Source organism: Acinetobacter sp. UBA991, assembly GCF_002292065.1.
GTDB classification, from domain to species: Bacteria; Pseudomonadota; Gammaproteobacteria; order Pseudomonadales; family Moraxellaceae; genus Acinetobacter; species Acinetobacter higginsii.
Genome location: NZ_DBBF01000022.1, coordinates 12,867 through 33,864, shown reverse-complemented (window position 1 = coordinate 33,864; position 20,998 = coordinate 12,867). Strand labels below are relative to the sequence as shown.

General features: G+C 43.0%; 20 protein-coding genes. 12 read left to right on the top strand and 8 right to left on the bottom strand.

Annotated elements, in window-relative coordinates; translation table 11 throughout:
• Nucleotides 1-36: 36 nt before the first annotated feature.
• Nucleotides 37-1,392, top strand: a complete 1,356-nt coding sequence (gene mnmE / locus B2727_RS08915) for a tRNA uridine-5-carboxymethylaminomethyl(34) synthesis GTPase MnmE (RefSeq protein WP_005186269.1) — start codon at nucleotides 37-39, stop codon at nucleotides 1,390-1,392.
• Between the two features lie 58 nt (nucleotides 1,393-1,450).
• Here the strand turns inward: mnmE and B2727_RS08910 are convergent, their stop codons facing one another.
• Complete coding sequence (locus B2727_RS08910) at nucleotides 1,451-2,638, bottom strand: PilT/PilU family type 4a pilus ATPase (protein WP_005201774.1); 1,188 nt, start codon at nucleotides 2,636-2,638, stop codon at nucleotides 1,451-1,453.
• Between the two features lie 434 nt (nucleotides 2,639-3,072).
• Here B2727_RS08910 and B2727_RS08905 point away from each other — a divergent pair, with 434 nt between their 5' ends.
• Nucleotides 3,073-3,771, top strand: coding sequence for a DsbC family protein (locus tag B2727_RS08905; protein WP_033134275.1), 699 nt, complete (start codon nucleotides 3,073-3,075; stop codon nucleotides 3,769-3,771).
• 55 nt (nucleotides 3,772-3,826) lie between these two features.
• Here the strand turns inward: B2727_RS08905 and B2727_RS08900 are convergent, their stop codons facing one another.
• The 3 genes from B2727_RS08900 to guaD all read right to left on the bottom strand — a co-directional run bounded on the left by B2727_RS08900 (nucleotide 3,827) and on the right by guaD (nucleotide 6,378).
• Complete coding sequence (locus tag B2727_RS08900) at nucleotides 3,827-4,078, bottom strand: GlsB/YeaQ/YmgE family stress response membrane protein (protein ID WP_004656846.1); 252 nt, start codon at nucleotides 4,076-4,078, stop codon at nucleotides 3,827-3,829.
• Nucleotides 4,079-4,306: 228 nt separating this feature from the next.
• Nucleotides 4,307-4,837: a hypoxanthine phosphoribosyltransferase gene (gene hpt, locus B2727_RS08895; protein WP_004803306.1), complete on the bottom strand. Its 531-nt coding sequence runs from the start codon at nucleotides 4,835-4,837 to the stop codon at nucleotides 4,307-4,309.
• 212 nt (nucleotides 4,838-5,049) lie between these two features.
• A complete protein-coding gene (guaD, locus tag B2727_RS08890; protein ID WP_033134274.1) occupies nucleotides 5,050-6,378 on the bottom strand; it encodes a guanine deaminase in 1,329 nt (442 codons plus the stop codon).
• A gap of 139 nt (nucleotides 6,379-6,517) precedes the next feature.
• Here guaD and B2727_RS08885 point away from each other — a divergent pair, with 139 nt between their 5' ends.
• Entirely contained in the window at nucleotides 6,518-7,144 is a 627-nt protein-coding gene (locus B2727_RS08885) for a nucleotidyltransferase family protein (RefSeq protein WP_033134273.1), read from the top strand.
• Between the two features lie 24 nt (nucleotides 7,145-7,168).
• Here B2727_RS08885 and B2727_RS08880 read toward each other — a convergent pair whose 3' ends face one another.
• Nucleotides 7,169-8,125, bottom strand: a complete 957-nt coding sequence (locus tag B2727_RS08880; protein WP_033134272.1) for a TerC family protein — start codon at nucleotides 8,123-8,125, stop codon at nucleotides 7,169-7,171.
• 398 nt (nucleotides 8,126-8,523) lie between these two features.
• On the opposite strand from B2727_RS08880, the gene B2727_RS08875 reads away from it, so the two are divergent.
• On the top strand, nucleotides 8,524-9,720 hold the full coding sequence (locus tag B2727_RS08875; protein ID WP_033134271.1) for a low temperature requirement protein A: 1,197 nt from the start codon (nucleotides 8,524-8,526) through the stop codon (nucleotides 9,718-9,720).
• 62 nt (nucleotides 9,721-9,782) lie between these two features.
• Here B2727_RS08875 and B2727_RS08870 read toward each other — a convergent pair whose 3' ends face one another.
• Complete coding sequence (locus B2727_RS08870; RefSeq protein ID WP_004803298.1) at nucleotides 9,783-10,700, bottom strand: LysR family transcriptional regulator; 918 nt, start codon at nucleotides 10,698-10,700, stop codon at nucleotides 9,783-9,785.
• Nucleotides 10,701-10,805: 105 nt separating this feature from the next.
• On the opposite strand from B2727_RS08870, the gene B2727_RS08865 reads away from it, so the two are divergent.
• The 4 genes from B2727_RS08865 to B2727_RS08850 are packed head-to-tail and all read left to right on the top strand — an operon-like array spanning nucleotide 10,806 to nucleotide 14,626.
• On the top strand, nucleotides 10,806-12,038 hold the full coding sequence (locus B2727_RS08865; RefSeq protein ID WP_033134281.1) for an acyl-CoA dehydrogenase family protein: 1,233 nt from the start codon (nucleotides 10,806-10,808) through the stop codon (nucleotides 12,036-12,038).
• Between the two features lie 11 nt (nucleotides 12,039-12,049).
• Nucleotides 12,050-13,171, top strand: coding sequence for a phosphotransferase family protein (locus B2727_RS08860; RefSeq protein ID WP_033134270.1), 1,122 nt, complete (start codon nucleotides 12,050-12,052; stop codon nucleotides 13,169-13,171).
• A complete protein-coding gene (locus B2727_RS08855; protein ID WP_033134269.1) occupies nucleotides 13,168-13,866 on the top strand; it encodes a histidine phosphatase family protein in 699 nt (232 codons plus the stop codon). The genes B2727_RS08860 and B2727_RS08855 overlap by 4 nt, the downstream gene beginning before the upstream one ends.
• A gap of 16 nt (nucleotides 13,867-13,882) precedes the next feature.
• Nucleotides 13,883-14,626 (top strand): SDR family oxidoreductase, encoded by a 744-nt coding sequence (locus tag B2727_RS08850; protein ID WP_004803292.1) that lies wholly within the window; start codon nucleotides 13,883-13,885, stop codon nucleotides 14,624-14,626.
• A 245-nt stretch (nucleotides 14,627-14,871) separates the two neighbouring features.
• On the opposite strand, the gene mpl is transcribed toward B2727_RS08850, so the two are convergent.
• Nucleotides 14,872-16,233: a UDP-N-acetylmuramate:L-alanyl-gamma-D-glutamyl-meso-diaminopimelate ligase gene (mpl, locus tag B2727_RS08845; protein ID WP_033134268.1), complete on the bottom strand. Its 1,362-nt coding sequence runs from the start codon at nucleotides 16,231-16,233 to the stop codon at nucleotides 14,872-14,874.
• 222 nt (nucleotides 16,234-16,455) lie between these two features.
• Here mpl and B2727_RS08840 point away from each other — a divergent pair, with 222 nt between their 5' ends.
• From B2727_RS08840 to B2727_RS08825, 4 genes are all read left to right on the top strand, one after another.
• Nucleotides 16,456-16,809, top strand: a complete 354-nt coding sequence (locus tag B2727_RS08840) for a DMT family protein (protein ID WP_033134267.1) — start codon at nucleotides 16,456-16,458, stop codon at nucleotides 16,807-16,809.
• A 136-nt stretch (nucleotides 16,810-16,945) separates the two neighbouring features.
• A complete protein-coding gene (gene purE, locus B2727_RS08835; protein WP_033134266.1) occupies nucleotides 16,946-17,458 on the top strand; it encodes a 5-(carboxyamino)imidazole ribonucleotide mutase in 513 nt (170 codons plus the stop codon).
• An 11-nt stretch (nucleotides 17,459-17,469) separates the two neighbouring features.
• Entirely contained in the window at nucleotides 17,470-18,591 is a 1,122-nt protein-coding gene (locus tag B2727_RS08830) for a 5-(carboxyamino)imidazole ribonucleotide synthase (protein WP_033134265.1), read from the top strand.
• Between the two features lie 596 nt (nucleotides 18,592-19,187).
• Nucleotides 19,188-20,486 carry a lytic murein transglycosylase gene (locus B2727_RS08825; protein WP_033134264.1) on the top strand — a complete coding sequence of 433 codons (1,299 nt, stop codon included), beginning with the start codon at nucleotides 19,188-19,190 and terminating at the stop codon, nucleotides 20,484-20,486.
• A gap of 51 nt (nucleotides 20,487-20,537) precedes the next feature.
• Here the strand turns inward: B2727_RS08825 and B2727_RS08820 are convergent, their stop codons facing one another.
• Complete coding sequence (locus tag B2727_RS08820) at nucleotides 20,538-20,921, bottom strand: hypothetical protein (protein WP_162180594.1); 384 nt, start codon at nucleotides 20,919-20,921, stop codon at nucleotides 20,538-20,540.
• Nucleotides 20,922-20,998 lie beyond the last annotated feature (77 nt).

Sequence of the window (20,998 nt, the reverse complement as noted above, 5' to 3'; positions counted from 1 at the left end):
ACCCAACAACCCTTGCGTTTTTTAGGTGAATTTAACATGCAACATCAAACCACAATTGCTGCGATTGCTACCCCATTAGGTCGTGGTGGTGTGGGGGTGATTCGACTCTCTGGACCAAAAGCTTATGCCATAGCAGAGCAACTGACCCAGAAAAAGCTCCCTGCGGCACGCATGGCAGGTTTCCGTCAGTTTTGTGATGCCGATGGCTCGGTGATGGATGAAGGCATTGTATTGTGTTTTCCAAACCCGCACTCCTTTACTGGGGAAGATGTGGTGGAGTTACAAGGTCATGGTGGTCCAGTCATTCAGAATGCGCTATTAGCACGTTTACTGGATTTGGGCGCAACTGCTGCAAAGGCGGGTGAGTTTTCCATGCGTGCCTTTGAAAATGGCAAAATGGATCTGGTGCAAGCAGAAGCAATTGCCGATTTGATTGATGCGACATCACAGGCAGCAGCACGTTCGGCGGTTCGTTCTTTACAAGGTGCATTTTCAACCAAAATTAATACGGTTTTAGAAAAGCTGATTCACTTACGTTTGCATGTTGAAGCCGCGATTGATTTCCCAGAAGAAGAGATTGATTTCTTGGCTGACGGTAAGATTTTGGCTTTGTTGGACGATGTACAAGACTCGGTTCAAGCGGTACAGCAATCTGCGCGCCAAGGCCAATTGCTACGTGAAGGTTTACAGGTGGTGATTGCTGGTAAGCCGAACGCGGGTAAATCCAGCCTGTTAAACGCACTCGCAGGCCATGAGCGTGCCATTGTGACTGATATTGCAGGTACTACTCGTGATGTACTACATGAAAAGATCAGTTTAAATGGCTTGCCGATTACCCTAACTGATACTGCAGGTTTACGTGAAACCGGTGATATCGTTGAGCAAGAGGGGATTCGTCGTGCGATTAAGGAAATCGAGCAGGCAGATTTATTGCTGTTGGTTTATGACTTAAATCAGGGTGATGAACCTTTGCAATTGGCGCATGAATATTTTGCAGAGCATTTAGAGCCAAAACGTTTGCTATTGATTGGCAATAAATGCGATTTAACAGGTCAAGATGCCACGTTAAGCGATTATCAGGGCTTTCGTCATATCAGCGTTTCTGCAAAACAAGATATGGGGGTTCAAGCGCTCATAGATGCGATTACAGCGCATGCTGGCTTTCAGCCTGAAGAAGATACCTTTATTGCCAGAACACGCCATTTAGACGCAATGAAGCGTACTCAGCGCTATCTTGCAGAAGCACGTGAGCAACTCGTTGTGTTTAATGCAGGTGAACTGGTGGCTGAATCATTGCGTCTAGCACAAAATGCACTGGGTGAAATCACAGGTGATTTCAGTGCCGATGACTTACTTGGTAAGATTTTTGGTTCGTTCTGTATTGGTAAATAATGAATTAAATCAAACATTAATGGCTTGGGTTGTGTTGCAATCCAAGCCATTTTTTCTATCACTGATCTTCAGTTTGTTGCTCTTCTTCAGGCTTTTCTTCTTGTACCACATTTAACGCAGTCATCATTGCAACGGGTGCGCCTTCTTGGCGAGTACTTTTCAGCTTGATCTGTAAACGCAATTCATTGACTGAATCGGCATTGCGTAAGGCTTCATCATAGCTAATCGCGCCTTCGTTATACAGCTCAAATAAGGCTTGGTCGAAGGTTTGCATCCCCAGCTCACGCGATTTGCTCATAATCTCTTTCAGTGCATGGAATTGCCCTTTGAGAATGTTGTCGGCAATCAATGGGGTATTCAATAAAATTTCAATTGCAGCACGACGACCTTTGCCATCTTGGGTACGAACCAGACGTTGCGAAATAATCCCTTTCATGTTGGATGATAGATCCATCAGCAACTGATTGCGACGTTCTTCTGGGAAAAAGTTAATAATTCGATCCAGTGCTTGGTTGGCATTATTGGCGTGTAGGGTACCTAAGCAAAGATGACCTGTTTCCGCAAAGGCAATTGCATGTTCCATGGTTTCAGTATCACGGATTTCACCAATCAGAATCACATCAGGTGCCTGACGTAGTGTGTTTTTCAAGGCGTGGTGCCATGAATGACAATCAACCCCCACTTCACGATGGGTAATCATCGATTTTTTGTGTTTATGCACGTATTCCACTGGGTCTTCAACGGTAATGATATGTCCCGCTGAGTTTTCATTACGATGGTCAATCATGGCAGCCAAAGAGGTGGATTTACCTGAACCGGTCCCCCCAACAACCAACACCAGACCACGCTTTTCCATAATCACATTTTTCAAAGATTCTGGCAGTTTCAGCTTTTGAAAGGTTGGAATTTCTGAGGTAATGGTACGAATCACCATACCAATTTGCAGCTGTTGTTTAAACACATTGACACGGAAACGGGAAACATTGGGCACATTGATTGCGAAATTACATTCCCATTCTGTTTCAAATTCTTGGCGCTGTTTTTCATTCATCAAACTATAGGCAAATAGCTTGGTTTTATCTGCGGTGAGTGCCTGTTGCCCCAATGGACGCATCAGGCCTTGCAATTTAATGCTCGGTGGAAAATCAGCGGTGATAAATAAATCGGATCCCCCATATTCCACTACTTTACTAAGCATATGAAACATAAAGGTTTTGGCTTCTTCTAATAGTTCCGCGTTATACATTGAGCTACCTAAATTTTTACAATGAAGCGAAGTTCATTGCTGTAATACGATGACAATCATCCCGATAGGGAAACATTTTTTTGTTTCTTGAAAATGAATAATGATAGATCAAGGCGACTCGATTTAGGCCATTTTATTCCATCATCTTCACGGTGTTGCTGAATGATGCGAATTATTCCAAAAAGCGAGGTGCTGATCTATGTACTTTTTAAAATTATTAAATAATTATCAATGTGATGGACCTAAATTGTCAGTTTTTTACTGAATCGATCGCTTGCAGCGCGTGTATGGGTGGATATGAACAGAATAAACGGATGTTCCACGTGAAACATCGCATGAATTGGTGGAGTTTTGGTTGTTACTGAGTAAGCTGGGCTGTTGAGCGGCTTGAGACTGATTACAATAGCCGCTGATTTTTGAATTGAGTGTCAGACATGTTAAAAAAAATTGGGATGTTCTCATTATTGAGCTGTGTGTCAGCGATGAGTTTTGCCAACGTAGACAGCTTAAAAAGCAATTTAAATAAGCAATATCCCAATATCCAAGTCAGCAACATCCAACCTACAGAAATGACTGGTTTATATAGTGCCAGTCTGGATAATCAGATTATTTATTTGGATGAAAGTGCACAACATATGTTTGTAGGTTCAATGGTGCGCCTAAAAGATCAAAAGAACCTCACCAAGGATTTAGTGATCCAACAAAATTCGATTGACTGGAAACAACTGCCTTTTAAGGATGCGATTAAAACGGTTAAAGGCAATGGTAAGCGTGAGTTAGCGGTGTTTTCGGACCCAAATTGTTCATATTGTAAAAAATTAGAAGCTGAACTGGACAAGCTGACCGATGTGACGATTTATACCTTTATCTATGCTTTAAAGCCACAATCGATTGCAGTGTCAAAATCGGTTTGGTGTGATGCCAATCCAGCTTATGCATGGAAAAATTTGCTCCAAAAGAATCTGCAACCGAAAGAAAAAAGTTGTGCCAACCCGATTGAGCGTAACCTTGAACTCGGTCGTAAACTTGCTGTGGATGCCACGCCAACCTTGATTTTCTCAAATGGTTTGAAAATGGTCGGTGGACGCAGTGCTGAAGAAATTCAGATGATTTGGAAAGAGCTCGGACTCTAAATGAAAAAGCTCCCCAATCATCGTTTAAAATGAATGGGGAGCCTTCTGAAGGGATTTAACTTTTTTTGGTGATGAGTTTATAAAGGAATAAAATAATCACCGCACCCAAGACAGACGCAATAAAACCAGCTGCCGAATTTTCAGCATATAAGCCAAGTAAACGTCCACCGTAAGTAGCGAGTAATGAACCTGCGATACCCAATAAGGTCGTGACAATAAAGCCAGCTTTGTCATCACCTGGATGTATTGCACGTGCAATTAAACCAGCAAAAAAACCAACAACAATGGCTACAATCAGAGACCACATTATCTTTTCTCCTTGTTTTAAAAGCGGTATTTCTTATTATCCTGCTTGATTCGAGCGTACTTTGTCTGTAGTGGATTGCCTATTTATGTCGTATTTTTGTGCACTCTTTAGCAGGCTTTGTTTAATCACACAGCATAAAAAAGGTGCCCTAAGGCACCTGAGTCGGCATTATGATCAGCCCATGACAGTTGTCATCGGTATTGATGCAATGCCAGTAAGGTTGAGTCATTAAAGACCGATTTCACCAATAAATGGCAGGTGGCGGTACTTTTGATCGAAATCTAAACCATAACCGACAATAAAGCGATCTTCGACTTCAAAACCGAGAAATTTAACTTCTAACGGAATTTCACGGCGTGATGGTTTACTGACCAGAGTACACAGTTCAATCGAGTTCGGGTTACGTGTTTTCAGCATTTCAACCACTTTGCTTAAAGTGTTGCCAGAGTCGATAATGTCTTCCACCACCAGTACATCTTTACCGTGAATTTCACCATCCAGATCTTTTAGGATCTTGACGTCTCTTGATGAAACAGTGGTGCCATTGACGTAGCTAGAAACAGTCATAAAATCGAGTTCGTGTGGCTTTTCAATGGCACGGCATAGGTCGGCCATAAAAATAACTGAACCACGTAACAGGCCAATCAATACCAGTTCTTTATCACTTTGAGCATAGTGTGCATTGATCTTTTCGCCCAGTTCTTTGACTTTGGCTTGAATCTCTTCACTTGAAATCATAATGCGCATTGCAATGGTCATCGGTAGATTCCTAAAACTTAAAAACGGGAAAATAAAAAAGGTGTTGACCTGCAACACCTCGAAATCTTGAGCTAATCCGCCAATTTTAAAACAAAATCACCTTTCATGCACCTTTTGATGATGAAGAATATGTTTCATTTTGAGCAGATGCACGGTCACGTTTTAACAGAACAGCGCATCCAACGGCGAATATGATCCAACCAAGTTTTTGTTTATTTAAACGTTTCGCTTTGGCTGTAGGCTTTTTGTCCATAGATATAGGTTGCCTCAATATTTCGGTCATCGCCCATGGTGAATAAGGCGAATAGGCTGTCATCAACCGATTTTGAACGGGACTGACGCAGTTGCTGCAATGCGGTCGGTTTCAGGTTCAGTACCACAAAATCAGCTTCTTTGCCGAGATTGAAATTACCGAGCTTGTCATCCAGATGCAAGGCTTTTGCTCCACCTAAGGTTGCATGATAGAGCGACTCAAACGCAGAAAGTTTATCACCTTGTAGCTGTTGAACCTTGTACGCTTCATTGACGGTTTGCAATAAGCTAAACGAGGTCCCTGCCCCAACGTCGGTGCCAAGGCCGACTTTAACCTGCTGTTGCCAAGTTTTGTTCAATGGGAATAAACCGCTACCCAAGAATAGGTTTGAGGTTGGACAGAAGGCAATTGCAGAATCAGTCTCATGCATGCATTTCCATTCAGCATCTTCTAAGTGGACACAGTGTGCGAATACCGAGCGCTGGCCAGTTAAACCATAGTGATGATAGACATCCAGATAGCTCTTTTGCTCAGGGAACAAATCTTTGACCCAAGCAATCTCATCTTTATTTTCACTCAAATGGGTATGCACATAGACATCTGGGAATTGTGCTTTGAGTTGGCCTGCTTTTTCGAGTTGTTCTGGGGTGGAGGTCGGCGCAAAACGTGGGGTAATTGCATACAGTGCACGACCTTGGCCATGCCACTTCTCAATTAATGCTTTAGAATCGTTATAGCCGCTGTCTGCGGTGTCACACAAGGCTTCGGGTGCATGACGATCCATCATGACTTTACCCGCGATTAAGCGCATTTGGTGCTGTGCTGCGGCCTCGAATAAGGCATCCACCGATTCAGGATGTACCGTACAGAATACCAATGCTGTGGTGGTGCCATTTTTGAGTAGTTCATTGACAAAGAATTGCGCAATTTCTTTCGCATAGGCTTGGTCTTTGAACTGGATTTCAGTTGGGAAGGTATAGGTGTTTAACCAGCTTAAAAGTTGCTCGCCGTAGGCCCCGACCATTTCGGTTTGTGGAAAGTGAATATGGGTATCGATCATGCCCGGAATGATCAACTGTTCTGGATAATGCTGAATTTCAACGTTTGCAGGAAGATGGGCTTGAGCGTCGTTCCACGTGCCAAACCAGCGAATTTTGCCTTGTTCAGTGATCATGACACCATCTTCGAGATAACGCACTTGATCGGCAATTTCAGCAGCTTGGGAAACGGTTTTTTGAATATCTAAGAAGCGACCACGAATCACCGTGATTGGAGTAGCCAAAGTCATAACAACCTACAATTTTACTTTTTTCGGTTGATTGTACCTGATTTTGCCAAAGTTACTGGATTATTCGTCTAATTCATCGGCTTAAAAGGTATATAAATGTGACTCATAATTTAAAGCAACTCAGTTTGGGGAAATCGAAATGTATGCCTTATCTGGGGGAAACGCAGAGACAGAGCAAAGCAATCGAAGCAGACTGTTTGATCTGATTATGCAGTCCCCTGCCTTGTATGGGATGTTGCAGCAATTGGCTCGATTACATCCTGCAGCTTATTTAAGTGCGGGTGTGCTTCGGAATACCGTATGGGCACATTTACATGGTCAAAGCTTTGACTTGAACAATTGCGATATAGATGTGATTTATCATGATGCAATGCAAACAGATGAGCGTTTGCAAAAACAATTGCAGCAAGATTTAGAGCGTATCTTTCCTGAACAACAATGGGATGTGGTGAATCAGGCCTTGGTACATACTTGGTATCGTCAGGACAATGCAGCAAACATTCAACCTCTAGTATCGCTTGAACATGCCTTGTCGCTATGGCCAGACACAGCAACGGCGATTGCGGTCAGGTTAAACTGCGTTGGAGAACTGGAACTGATCGCACCCTTTGGCCTGCATGATTTATTTGCATTGAGATTGCGTTGGAATTCAGCATTGGTCAGCTATGACACATTTAAACAACGGCTTGAGTCCAAACAGTGGTTACAGCAATGGCCTAAATTGCAATTAGTTGATGATGCTCAAATAAAAAAGGGCCTTCATTGAAGACCCTTTTGATATGCTTTGCGTTTATTGTTCTTGGTGTTTGTTATGACGTAACGAGAGATAAGCCGTGATGCTCAACACCAGTACGATAAAGCCTAACGAGATCCAGATTGGCATGTGGAATACATCGAGCAATAACATTTTTGCACCAATGAACAATAAGATGATGCCCAAACCATACGGTAAGTAGTGCATTTTGCTTGCAGCGCCTGCCAATAAGAAGAACATCGCACGTAAGCCCAAAATCGCCATTAAGTTTGCGGTTAACACAATGAACGGGTCACTGGTCACAGCGAAAATCGCAGGAATAGAATCCACTGCAAAAATCACATCAGATGCTTCTACCAAGATTAACACCAAGAACAAAGGCGTTGCCCATAACACACCGTTCTGACGAACGAAGAACTTATTTCCTTCTAACTGTGGGGTAATCCGCATGTGTTTGCGTAACCATTTCAGGATTTTGATATCTTCAATATTGGTGTCTTCTTCATCCTGCCCTTTCAGGAACTTAAAGCCTGTGTAGACGAGGAACGCACCGAAGATATACAGCACCCAAGAGAACTCTTGTACGAACCAAGCACCAATAAAGATAAAGATGGTTCTTAAAATGATTGCACCGAGTACGCCGTAAAGCAGGATTTTACGCTGGAATGCAGGAGGGATTGCAAAAGCCGCAAAAATCATCAGCCAGACAAAGACGTTATCAATTGCCAGCGATTTTTCCAGTAAATAACCCGCAAAGTATTCCATGGTTTTTTGGTTGGCGATGGTTGCGCCAACGGTTTGTTGTAGGTACAACCACAAACCACCACCAAAGATCATGGCAACGGTGACCCACGCAATACTCCAGTAAGCCGCTTGTCTGATGGGTACATCTTGGTTTTGTTTTTGTTTAAAGCCTAAAAAGTCGACCAGTAGCATGACCGTTACGATTCCGAAGAACGCAACGTACAGCCATAAATTACCGATAGTTTCCATCACAACTCCCTATCTGGCAAATGGACATAAAAAAACCTTGACCAGTTGCCAGATGAATTAAATAAAACATCTGTTTCAACATGATCAAGGTCTTGCCTACATCACGATCGTTTGTGATGCTCAGAGTCCGACTTTTTGCAAAGTGTAATGACGAAACTCTGACACCTAAATTGTTCAGTTTCACAACCTAGGCTTGGAGGAGGCTACTCCCCTTGTCAAATTCTGTTATGGATGATGACATCCAAAGATAGGCATAGAATTACATAAATAATCGATTTAAGCAAACTTTGCATGCATAAATTTTAAACATTATTTTTATCTGGGTGAGATAGGAAAATTCCTCAACTTGGATTAATTTAAACTCGAATTGCTTAGTAACGTGATGAGAATAAAAACAGATGAGTCCTGCAAAAATTCAAGATAAATCCCGAAAGGTATTAGCACCGCGTGATCCAACCGAAGCCCACCGAGCCGCGACACCCCTAGAATTGTTATTTGACCTGATTTTTGTGGTTGCGATTGCAACCGCAGGACAACAACTCCACCATGCGATCATTGAAGCTCATTTATGGCATGCTTTACCGACCTATGTGATGGTGTTTTTTGCCTTGTGGTGGGCATGGATGAATTTCACCTGGTTTGCCTCCGCCTATGACAATGATGACACGCTGTATCGCTGCTTGACCTTTGTGCAAATCGTCGGCTCATTGGTGATGGCGGCGGGCATCCCTGCAGTGTTTCAAGAACATAATTTCGATGTGATTATCATTGGTTATGTGATTATGCGTTTGGCTTTAGTGACTCAATGGATCCGTGTCGCCAAGCATGATCCTGAACGGAGGGTAACGGCTTATCGCTATGCTATTGGCATTGTCTTGGTGCAGTTGGGATGGTTAATTGGAAATTTCAGCGCCATTCATATGACGCCTTTGCTATTCCTTATTCTGGTTTTGGCTGAACTCGCTGTACCGCTGTATGCTGAAAAGTATGCGGTAACGCCTTGGCATCCACATCATATTGTTGAGCGTTATGCATTACTCACTATCATCGTGTTGGGAGAGTCGATTATTGGCAGTTTTGCCGCAACGCAGGAAGCTTTTTCCAATCATGATGTCAATTTCAAAGAAATCTTTTTGGTGATTGGCGGACTGTTGATGATGTTTGCCATGTGGTGGGTCTATTTTGACCGCAGTCATCATCACCATCAACGTCGTGGAGTACAGCCCTTTTTATGGGGCTATGGTCATTTTTTTATCTTTATCAGTATTGCGGTCTTAGGCGCTGCTTTAGCCGCAGCGGTTGATGTTTCAACTCAACATGCCCACATTTCCAGCCAAATGATGGGATGGCTGATCGCTGCCTGTCTGGCGATTTATAGCACCTATATTTGGTTGTTTTACGAGGCCTTTGATTTATCTGGATGGCGACGTTGGCTCTATCCAATCACCATTTTGATCCTTTTCACGATTCCTTTATTTTTTGCCGATATTGGTTATATCGTTTTTGTGATGGCAGTGGTTTATATCCTGCGTCTTGTCATTGCTAAACTGTATTTGAACAATTGTAATGATAAGCGCATGGCTGCAAGCACATAATCAAAGCACTGCTATCGCGTAGATTGCGAGAACAAGCGAGAAACGAGATATACGCGCTTGTTTTAAGCAAAGATTTTTAGAATTTCTGTGCGTAAGAATTGATGGCGTGAATTATGTTTCACCTGCTCATGCCAATACATGCCCATATTGATTTTAGGGAGCTCTATGGGCAGTGCATGAATCTTCAGATTCTCCGCATAATGCAGATGTTTGAGAATACTTTGCGGAATGGTCAAGATCGCCTTCGGATATTGAGCCAAGACTTGCAGTGCCGTTGCATAATGTTGGCAACGCAGAAAAATCTGCCGTGACAGTTGCTGCCGATTAAGATAAATATCTTCCAGTAATAAGCCTGTGCGCCGTGACGATACCCCAATGTGCGGTGAAGATAAATACAGCGATAAATCCATGTCTTGCTGTTGGGTACAGACTACAAAATGGTCTTCCATCAGGTTTTCAAACTGTAAATGATCCTGATGTGGTTGCACCAGATCAATGACAAAATCAATTTGTTGGGCGGAGAGATCTGCCAACATGTTTTTACGATCCAGCTTGGAACTCAAAAATTGGATATCCAGATTCAATTGGGCAAAATGATGAACCAGTTGCGGAAAAATAATCGGTTCGATTTCATCGTGAATGGCAATTTTCAGGCTTTGCAGCATGCTCGGCATAAAGTCCTGCTGGGGCACTGCAATCTGTTGAATCGCCAGTAATGCCGTTTGAATCGGCTGATAAATTTGCTCGGCATAGGGCGTTGGCAGCATCTTTTGCCCGCTACGCACAAATAGATCATCTCTGAGTTGTGTGCGTAAGCGCTGTAAAGCATGGCTGACCGCAGATTGGCTGATACAGAGCAGTTGTGCGGCTTTGGAAATGCTTTTTTGCTCAAAAATGGCAATAAACAGTGGATACAGATTGATATCGATGCGATGAAAATGCGCCACTTCCAGTGGGTTAGTATTATGAATCTGATTCATAGTTTTGCATAAAATTAAATCATTTCATTCATAATAAATTTTCACTTATGGTGATGTAAAGCTGCGAATCAATATTCGCCACATTTTACATTGAGGGAAATGATGATGTTTGCATTGTCTGAACGCGCACAGGATTTTATTGCACGAACTAAAGCCTTTATCCAACAAGAAATTGAACCGATTGAAAAGACATTCTGGGATGAAGTACATCATCGCAATGTTGATGGCGATTGGACCAAATGGCAATGGCCCGCCCAACTAGAACAATTGAAAAGCAAAGCCAAAGCTGTGGGCTTATGGAATATGTTCTTACCTGATACCGAACTCGGTGCAGGGCTATCGGTTCAGGAATATGCGCATATTGCTGAACTCACAGGACGTAGCTTACTTGCACCCACGGTATTTAACTGTAACGCGCCTGATAGCGGCAATATGGAAGTGTTATGGCGCTATGGTAGCGATGAGCAAAAACAACAATGGCTACAGCCCTTGCTTGCTGGTGAAATTCGTTCCGTATTTTGTATGACAGAACCTGCAGTGGCGTCCAGTGATGCCACCAATATGCAGGCCACGGCAGTGATTGAGGGCGATGAGATCGTTTTGAATGGCCGTAAATGGTGGTCATCTGGTTTGGGAGATCCCAATGCCAAAGTGATTATCTTTATGGCTTATACCCCTGACCCAAGCAAAGACCGTCATCATCAACATTCAATGGTATTGGTGCCGATTGACACGCAAGGCGTGACGATTGAAAGGATGTTGCCTGTGTTTGGTGATTACGATGCACCGCATGGGCATGGACAGGTCAGTTTTGACCATGTGCGTGTACCCGTCAGCAGCTTTATTGGCGGCGCAGGACAAGGTTTTGAAATTGCCCAAGGCCGTTTAGGGCCAGGACGCATTCATCACTGTATGCGTTGTATTGGTGCGGCAGAGAAAGCGCTGGAGCTGATGATTGATCGTGGTATGTCACGCAAAGCTTTTGGCAAAGAAATCCTGAAATTGGGCGGTAATTTAGAGCGTGTTGCAGATGCACGTGTGCAGATTGATCAAGCGCGATTATTAACGCTATATGCCGCTTATAAGATGGACACCTTAGGCAATATGGCGGCACTGACAGAGATTTCTGCAATCAAAGTGGTGGCACCGACGGTATTGCAGCATGTGGTGGATATGGCAATCCAGATTCACGGCGGCGAAGGCGTTTCACGTGATACGCCACTGACCGCTTTTTTCAATCAAGCGCGTAGTTTACGTTTGGCCGATGGACCTGATGAAGTCCATAAAGGCATGATTGCCAAATTAGAACTGAAAAAACGTGGCTATGGTCGTTCATAAGGATAAAACAAATGGCAGTGATTGATGTCGGTGGTCAGGTTCGTCATGGTGAAGAACTGGACATTGTAGCGGTTGAAACATGGTTAAAAAACCAAGGTGTGGATCTGCAAGGACAGGCGCAAGTGACCCAATATTCGGGTGGTGCATCGAATTGGACCTATCGGGTGCAGTATGACAATGCAGACCTGATCTTGCGTCGCCCACCTAAAGGCACCAAAGCCAAATCTGCGCATGATATGGCGCGTGAATACAATGTGCAGAAGCATCTTGCGCCGTTCTACCCTGTCCTGCCTGAAATGATTGCGTTGTGTCAAGATGAGAGCGTGATCGGTTGCGATTTCTATGTGATGAAGCGGATTGAAGGCATTATTCCGCGCGCTAATTTACCCAAAGAATTACAGTTGGATGAGCCACAGGTACGGCAGCTGTGTCTAAATGTGCTGGATAAATTGATTGAACTGCATCAAGTACCTTATCAAGGTACAGCACTGGAACAATTGGGCAAAGGTGAAGGCTATTGCCGCCGTCAGGTCGAAGGTTGGGATGCGCGTTACAGTAAAGCACTGACGCCGAATGTGCCTGATTTTGCTTTTGTGCGTGAGTGGTTACGAGAACATATCCCTGCCGATGCTAAAACTTGTGTGATTCATAATGATTGGCGTTTTGATAATGTTATTTTAGATCCACAACAACCGACTCAAGTGATTGGGGTACTGGACTGGGAAATGGCGACACTGGGTGATCCATTGATGGATTTGGGCAGTGCACTCGCCTACTGGATTCAAGAGGATGATGATGCCTTGATGAAATCCAGCCGCCGCCAACCCACCAATTTAAAAGGCATGCTGACACGACAACAAGTAGTCGATTATTATCTGGAAAAAACAGGTTTACAGCCTGATAACTGGGCATTTTATGAAGTGTTTGGTTTGTTCCGCTTAGCGGTGATTGCTCAACAGATCTATTATCGTTATTACCATCAGCAAACCGATAATCCAGCCTTTAAAGATTTTTGGATCATGATTCATGCCTTACATATTCGGGCTTTAAAACTGATTGCGCAAAACAATCCGCAAGCACGGCCATTGATTGCTGAATATGGTTCAAAACTACAGGATATTTTAAAACGATGACCACAATTTATTTGGTGCGACATGGGCAGGCGTCATTTGGTGCGGCAAGTTATGACCAGCTTTCTGCTAAAGGTGAACAGCAGGCGCAGGTCGTCGGTGATTTTTTTAAACAGACCCTAAAGCAAACACCGTTGATTGTGGCAGGTTCGATGCAACGTCATCAGCAAACAGCACAATTGGCCTTATCCCAAAGTTTTCAGGATGCAGCGATTCAAACAGAGTCAGTATGGAATGAGTTTGATCATCAACAGGTGTTTGCACAATACGAACCACGTTTTAATCAACCTGAATTGCTGAAACAGGATGTTGAGCTGGTCGCCAATCCACGTGCTTATCTCGCCAAAATCTTTGATGGCGCGATTGATCGTTGGATTGGAGAGCAATATGACCATGAATATCATGAGACATGGTTAGGCTTTCAATCGCGTGTAGAAAGTGCATTGCACAGTTTGTGTCAGCAGATTGATGCCACGCAACCGCGTCAGGCGGTGGTATTTAGTTCTGGTGGAGTCATTTCTGTGGCGGTCGGTCAGGTATTAGGTCTGAATGCTAAACAGATTTTTGCACTGAATTGGTCGATTGCCAATGCCAGTATTACCACGTTGCGTTGGGCGGATGGTCGTTTGCAATTACTCAGTTTCAATGAGCATCATTATTTGAAAGCACATGATGCGGAACTTCTCACATGGATTTAAAAAATAGGTGGCAGGCATGGCAAAGACGATTTTAATTACAGGGGCAAGTTCGGGCTTGGGCGCAGGTATGGCACGTGAATTTGCTGCCAAAGGCTACAATCTTGCACTGTGTGCACGACGTTTAGAGCGTTTAGAAGCCTTACAACAACAGTTGCAAAGCCAGTTTTCGATTCAGGTCAAGATTAAAACCCTTGATGTGACCCATTATGATGATGTGTTTACGGTATTCCATGCTTTTCAGCAAGAATTTGGAACGATTGACCGAATTATTGTCAATGCTGGTGTGGGCGATGGCCGCCGTATCGGTAAGGGGCATTTTGAGGTGAATCGTGCTACCGCTGAAACCAATTTTATTTCGGCACTGGCGCAGTGTGAAGCCGCGGTTGAAATCTTTAGAGCACAAAATAAAGGGCATTTGGTGGTGATTTCTTCGATGAGTGCGATGCGTGGTTTACCGAAGCATTTGTCGACTTATGCGGCCAGTAAAGCCGCAGTGGCGCATTTGGCAGAGGGTATTCGTGCCGAGTTGTTGAATACGCCAATTAAAGTCTCAACGATTTTCCCGGGTTATATTCGTACCGAGTTGAATGAGGGTGCGAAGAAATTACCGTTTGAAGTGGATGAGAAAACGGGAAGTAAGGCTTTGGTGAAAGCGATTGAGAAGGAACCTGTGAAGGCTTATGTGCCGCAGTGGCCGTGGTTGCCAATGGGAATTGCAATGAAGATTTTGCCGTTGAAATTGGTAAATAAATTGAGTTGATTGCCATTAAAATGAATCGGAGATATCTCTATTTGGCAAGTTTTCACAGCCTCATATAGGCTGAATAGTCGAGTTGTTTGGGTATAGGCGTTTCCTTACTTTTCAAAGATGAAAAGTAACAAAAATCTTTTGTTGGACTGATGGTATATCCCTATACCACAGTCCAACGGGCGGCATCCATGCCGCCTGTCACGATAGTGAATACTGTAACAAGATTAGATTATGAAAGTAGGCTATGAGCTAGATTACGACAAAGCTGTAATTAACTTTTGGTGTAAACCACCAAAACCACCATTGGACATGATCACCACAGCATCGCCCTCACCTGCTTCATTAACCACACGGGCAATGATGTCATCTAAAGAGCGACTGACTTCAGCTTTGTTTGATGATGCTGAGATCACAGGTTGTAGATCCCAATCCAAGCCTTCTGGCTGATACCAAATCACTTCATCAGCTAAACGTGCTGAATGTGCCAAACCATCTTTGTGGCTGCCCATACGCATGGTGTTAGAACGTGGTTCAATGATCGCCCACAGCTTACGTTCGCCTAGACGTTTACGTGCGCCGTCGAGTGTGGTTTCAATCGCAGTTGGGTGGTGGGCAAAGTCATCATAGACTTCGATGCCACGCACAGTGCCTAACAGCTCCATACGGCGTTTAACACCACCAAAGTTGGATAATGCTTCACACGCCTGTTCAAGGCTGACACCCACATGTTGTGCAGCCGCAATGGTTGCTAAAGCATTGGCAACACTGTGTTGCCCTGTCATGTTCCATTTCACTTCACCAATCACTTTGCCGTGTTCAAGCACTTTAAAGTGACTGCCATCGGCACTGATCAACTCAGCAGATAAAGCTGCTTGATCATTTGGCTCTAGACTGGTACGAATCACTGGTGTCCAGCAACCCTGCTGCAAGACTTCATCAATATTGGTTTCAGTAATGGGCGCAATAATACGACCTTCACTCGGAATGGTACGGACTAAATGATGGAACTGTTTTTGAATCGCAGCAAGATCATCGAAAATGTCGGCGTGATCAAATTCAAGGTTGTTTAAAATCGCGGTTTTAGGGTGATAGTGAACAAACTTAGAACGTTTATCGAAGAACGCAGAATCATATTCATCTGCTTCTACACAGAAATATTTGCCACCACCTAAACGTGCGCTTTCACTAAAACCAAGCGGTACACCACCGATCAAAAAGCCAGGATTTAAGCCTGCTTGATCAAGTACCCAAGCCAGCATGGTGGTAGTGGTGGTTTTACCATGTGTACCCGCGACACCAAGCACATGTTTGCCTTGTAACACATGGTCTGCCAAAAACTGTGGACCAGAAATATAAGGAAGGCCTTCATTCAGCATGTATTCAATCGCATCAATACCACGTTTCATGGCATTGCCGACAATCACAAGATCAGGATGCGGTTGCAAGTGGCTACGGTCATAGCCCTGCATTAATTCAATACCTGCATTTTCCAGTTGAGTCGACATTGGTGGATAAACATTGGCATCTGAACCTGTGACTTTATGTCCTAAATCTCGTGCTAATAGAGCCAAAGACCCCATAAATGTGCCACAAATACCCAAAATATGCAGATGCATAACGCGCCTTCTCCACTGCTTTTCATACAGCACTGATATCGTGTGTATGATTGTCGTTATCAATAAAAATCAAACGCAACGATAGCAAGGCTTGCATGGAAAAGATAGTCAAAATTCGTTGTTGTTGTTTAGTTCTAATTGCACAGATGAATGCTAAAATTTCAGCGTTTTTACAAGCATTTCACCTCTGCTGTTCAACCTTTATCTGGATAAAAGTACATTATGTTGAGCCCTACTCTTTTAGCGTTATGTTTGTTGATTATTTCCAACTGTTTTATGACTTTGGCGTGGTATGGGCATCTGAAAATTCTGCATGATGCGCCCATTTGGCAGGCGATCTTATTTAGCTGGTGTATTGCCTTGCTGGAATACAGTTTTATGATTCCTGCCACCAAGTTGTTCAACCAGCATGGCTGGAGTCTGGGTGAAATGAAAATTACCCAGGAAGTGGTGACCTTAATGGTGTTTGTGCCCTTTATGATTTTTGTGTTTAAACAACCCTTCAAACTCGATTACATCTGGGCGATGCTGTGTTTAATGGGCTGTGTCTACTTTGTTTTTAGAAATCAAAGCTAATTTTTCGAGGCGTCAGTTAACGCGTTCTTTTGTTGGGGATGCCTGAAAAAACCGCTATAATATTTGCCAATTTATTCCCTCGTGCTTGGCGTAAGTCGAGATATTTGTCTATTTTTATCATGTTTTGGAAAAGCCAATGAATGCGGTCGCAACAGATAGCCAACCTTTAGTCGGAATTATCATGGGTTCTCAATCAGATTGGGCAACACTTGAACATACCGCTAACATGCTCAAACAGTTGGGTGTTCCTTTTGAAGCTGAAGTGGTTTCTGCGCATCGTACGCCAGATCGTTTATTTGAATATGCTGAAACAGCTCGTGAACGTGGTATTCAGGTAATTATTGCAGGTGCTGGTGGTGCTGCACATTTACCAGGTATGTGTGCTGCTAAAACTGATTTACCTGTATTGGGTGTACCAGTTAAATCATCGATTTTGAATGGCGTTGATTCATTGCTTTCGATTGTACAAATGCCAGCAGGTATCGCCGTAGGTACTTTGGCAATTGGTCAGGCAGGTGCGACGAATGCTGCAATTTTGGCGGCACAGATTTTAGGTTTAACTCGTCCAGACATCGCTAAAAATGTGGCTGACTTCCGTACTGCACAAACCGAAAAAGTGTCGAATAATAATATCCCTGGTCAAGTGTAACGGGGCTGAACATGAATAAAACGATTGGCATTTTTGGTGGTGGGCAGCTAGGCCGGATGATGGCACAAGCAGCGTTACCACTTAATATTCAATGCACCTTCTTTGAAGCAGAAACAGATTGCCCTGCTGCGATTTTGGGTCCAGTTTTTTCGAGCCAAACGGTACAGGGATTACAGGATTTTATTGCAAGCGCGGATGTATTTAGTCTTGAGTTCGAAAATACGCCTGTTGCAGATGTGGATGTTTTAACACAAAGCAAAACCCTGCACCCTCCTCGCCTTGCTTTGGCAACTGCACAAAATCGTTTGGCTGAAAAACGGTTGTTTGATGAGCTGAGCATTCCTGTTGCGCCGTATCGTGCTGTGGATAGCTTAGAGAGCTTAAAACAAGCGGTATCGGATCTTGGATTACCCATCGTATTGAAAACCGTAACGGGTGGTTATGATGGTAAAGGTCAATTCGTTTTACGCACTGAAGATCAAATTGAGACCGCTTGGGCTGAATTAGGTCCTGCAAAAAGCTTGGTTGCAGAAAGTTTTGTCAAATTTAGCCGCGAAGTATCGATTATTGCGGTACGTGGGCAAAATGGTGATGTGAAAACTTGGGCTTTGGCTGAGAATCACCATCATAATGGTATCTTGTCACACTCAATCGTACCTGCACCAAATAGCGCTGATTTACAGCCTGTTGCGCAAGACTATATTACCCGTTTACTGAAGCACTTAGATTATGTGGGTGTTCTCACACTTGAACTATTTGTCACAGAACAAGGTTTATGTGCTAATGAAATGGCGTGTCGTGTGCATAACTCAGGTCACTGGTCGATTGAAGGTGCGATTTGCTCGCAATTTGAAAACCATATCCGTGCCGTTGCAGGCTTACCATTGGGTGCAACTGAAGTCATTCGCCCAAGTGTGATGATCAATATTATTGGTCAGCATCCCAACTCAGAAGATGTTTTGGCACTGAATGGCGCACATTTACACCTCTATAATAAGTCTGAGCGTACTGGCCGTAAGTTGGGACATATTACTTTAATGCCAAATCATTCAGATGATTTAACCGATTTATGCCGCCAATTGGCGAAAATATTACCTGTTCCATTGGCATTAACCGATGATATGAGCATCTAAACTTATCCACAATTCCTAAAAAAGGCGATCTTTGGATCGCTTTTTTAATTCTAGAATACTTTTAAATTTAAAAAAATAAACATTAGGGTGCTGTGGATAAATTATTTCAGGTATTTTGAATTTAAAATTGCGTTGTTTATTTGAATTTAAATGAAAGTGGATAAGTCGTTTTGCGTTTTTAAATTCAAAATAGACATCCCGTTTTAAATTTAAAAATAAGGTGATAATAGGTTTTTAAATTTAAATGATAAGATGTGGATATCTATTGCTTCTATAATAATATAAGAAATAAAAGCTTATTGTTTTCTTGGCGTTCTGTTTGAATCACGTACCGTTTAACTCGAAGAAATGAATTTAAAGGTGGATAAGTTTTTTAAATTTAAAAGATCGAGTTATCCAGTATTGTATTTTTGAATTTAAATTAGGTTTGTTGATAACTTTTAAATTTAAAATAAAGTCTGAATTATGAATTTAAAAGCAGTGTTTTAAATTTAAAACTCGCCAAATGAATTCAAAGTTACGTTTCCAAACTATACATCTTCATATAGCGTGTTAAGGTGGAGAGGAAATTTAAATTCAAAAGTTTTGGTTCAGTCATGAAACGTCATTTTTCTTTTTTTCTAGGCACTGCCTTATTTACTTTTTTCAATCAGGCGCATGCCGAGCTTGTGATTAACGGTGCAACAGTTTCGACACCCGCCACAACAGCGACTGTTGTCAGTAGTAATTATACGCCAAATTCCAATTTTCAGGGCTGTATTGCCAATTTGCGTTCGCAGGCAATCGCATCGGGTGTATCAGCCGCCACCTATGATCGCTATACGCAAAATTTAACGCCTGATTATTCCGTGATTGATAAATTAAATTATCAGCCTGAATTTTCGACACCGATCTGGGATTATTTGTCTGGCCTTGTGGATAACGAGCGTGTACAAGCAGGGCAGCAAAAACTTACTCAACATCGTGCCGTTTTGAACCGAGTTGAGCAGGCCTATGGTGTACCTGCTGAAACCGTTGTAGCCGTATGGGGCGTCGAAAGTAACTATGGCGATATTTCAGGTAAATATCCTTTATTACAGGCATTGGGTACTTTGAGCTGTGAAGGTCGCCGTCAAAGTTATTTCCGTGGCGAGTTTTTTGCCACCATGCGTATTTTACAACGTGGTGATTTAACCCAAGACCAACTTTATGGTTCATGGGCTGGTGCATTTGGCCATACTCAGTTTATGCCATCAACATATGAGCGCTTAGCCGTAGATTTTGATGGTGATGGTCGTCGTGATTTGGTTTCAAGTACCACCGATGCCTTAGCTTCAACCGCTAACTTCTTAAAACGGGCAGGGTGGCAAACTGGCATGCCATGGGGTTTTGAAGTCAAAATTCCACAAGGGATGTCGATCTCTGGTGAAAGTCGTCGTAATAAGAAAGCACTAAATAGCTGGATTGCACAAGGGGTAACCCGTGCTGATGGTACTGCATTGATTCAAGGCAATTTATCGGGTAGTACGCCAGCGGGACTGATTTCACCAGCGGGTGCTAATGGTCCATTATTCCTGGTATTTAAAAACTTCGATGCCATTTATAGTTATAACGCGGCTGAAAGCTATGGTTTAGCCATTGCACATTTATCCGATCGTTTACGTGGTGGTACGCCATTTTTAACCGCTTGGCCAACCGATGATGCAGGGACATCGCGTGCAGAACGTCGTGAAATTCAACAGTTTTTAGTGCAGCGTGGTTATGATATTGGTGCAGTCGATGGATTGATTGGCGATAAAAGCCGTCAGGCCATTCGCCAAGAACAGAGCCGTCTCGGTTTAAACCAGACTGGACGTGCAGGGCAGCAGATTTTACGTGCGTTCCGTCAGGAACAGGCCAAGCAAATGATGAAATAAATTTGAACTCGATAATTAAAAAAGGTCTGCCCATGGGCAGACCTTTTTTAATTAAGGGGCAGCATCTAATTTAACGGCTTCTAAAATATCAAAAATTACCGCTGTGACATCTTGGCTTAAATCACGATCATTAAAGATTTCATAAGCGGTGATAGTGACATCGGTATCACTTGGTAATTGTTTTTGTTCTTCTTCAATCAAGTGCTCGATAGGCAATAGCGTTTGTTTGATTTCAAGATGCAACACTTCATCATAAGCAAGATTTTCATCTTCAAGCTCTAACTCTTGCTCATTGAAATAAGGAATTAAGATGGCATGGAGATAAGGGCTAATATCTTGAATATTCAAGAGTTCGATATCACGAGTCTGTTCAATCGTACTGATGTGGTCGTTCACTTCAATTAAGATATGATAATAACTCATGCTGATCTCCATTAAGGCTAAGATGATGTTTTATCATCACAATAACATGAATAAATCAAAACAATCGACCCATTCTTGTTATTGCTTAG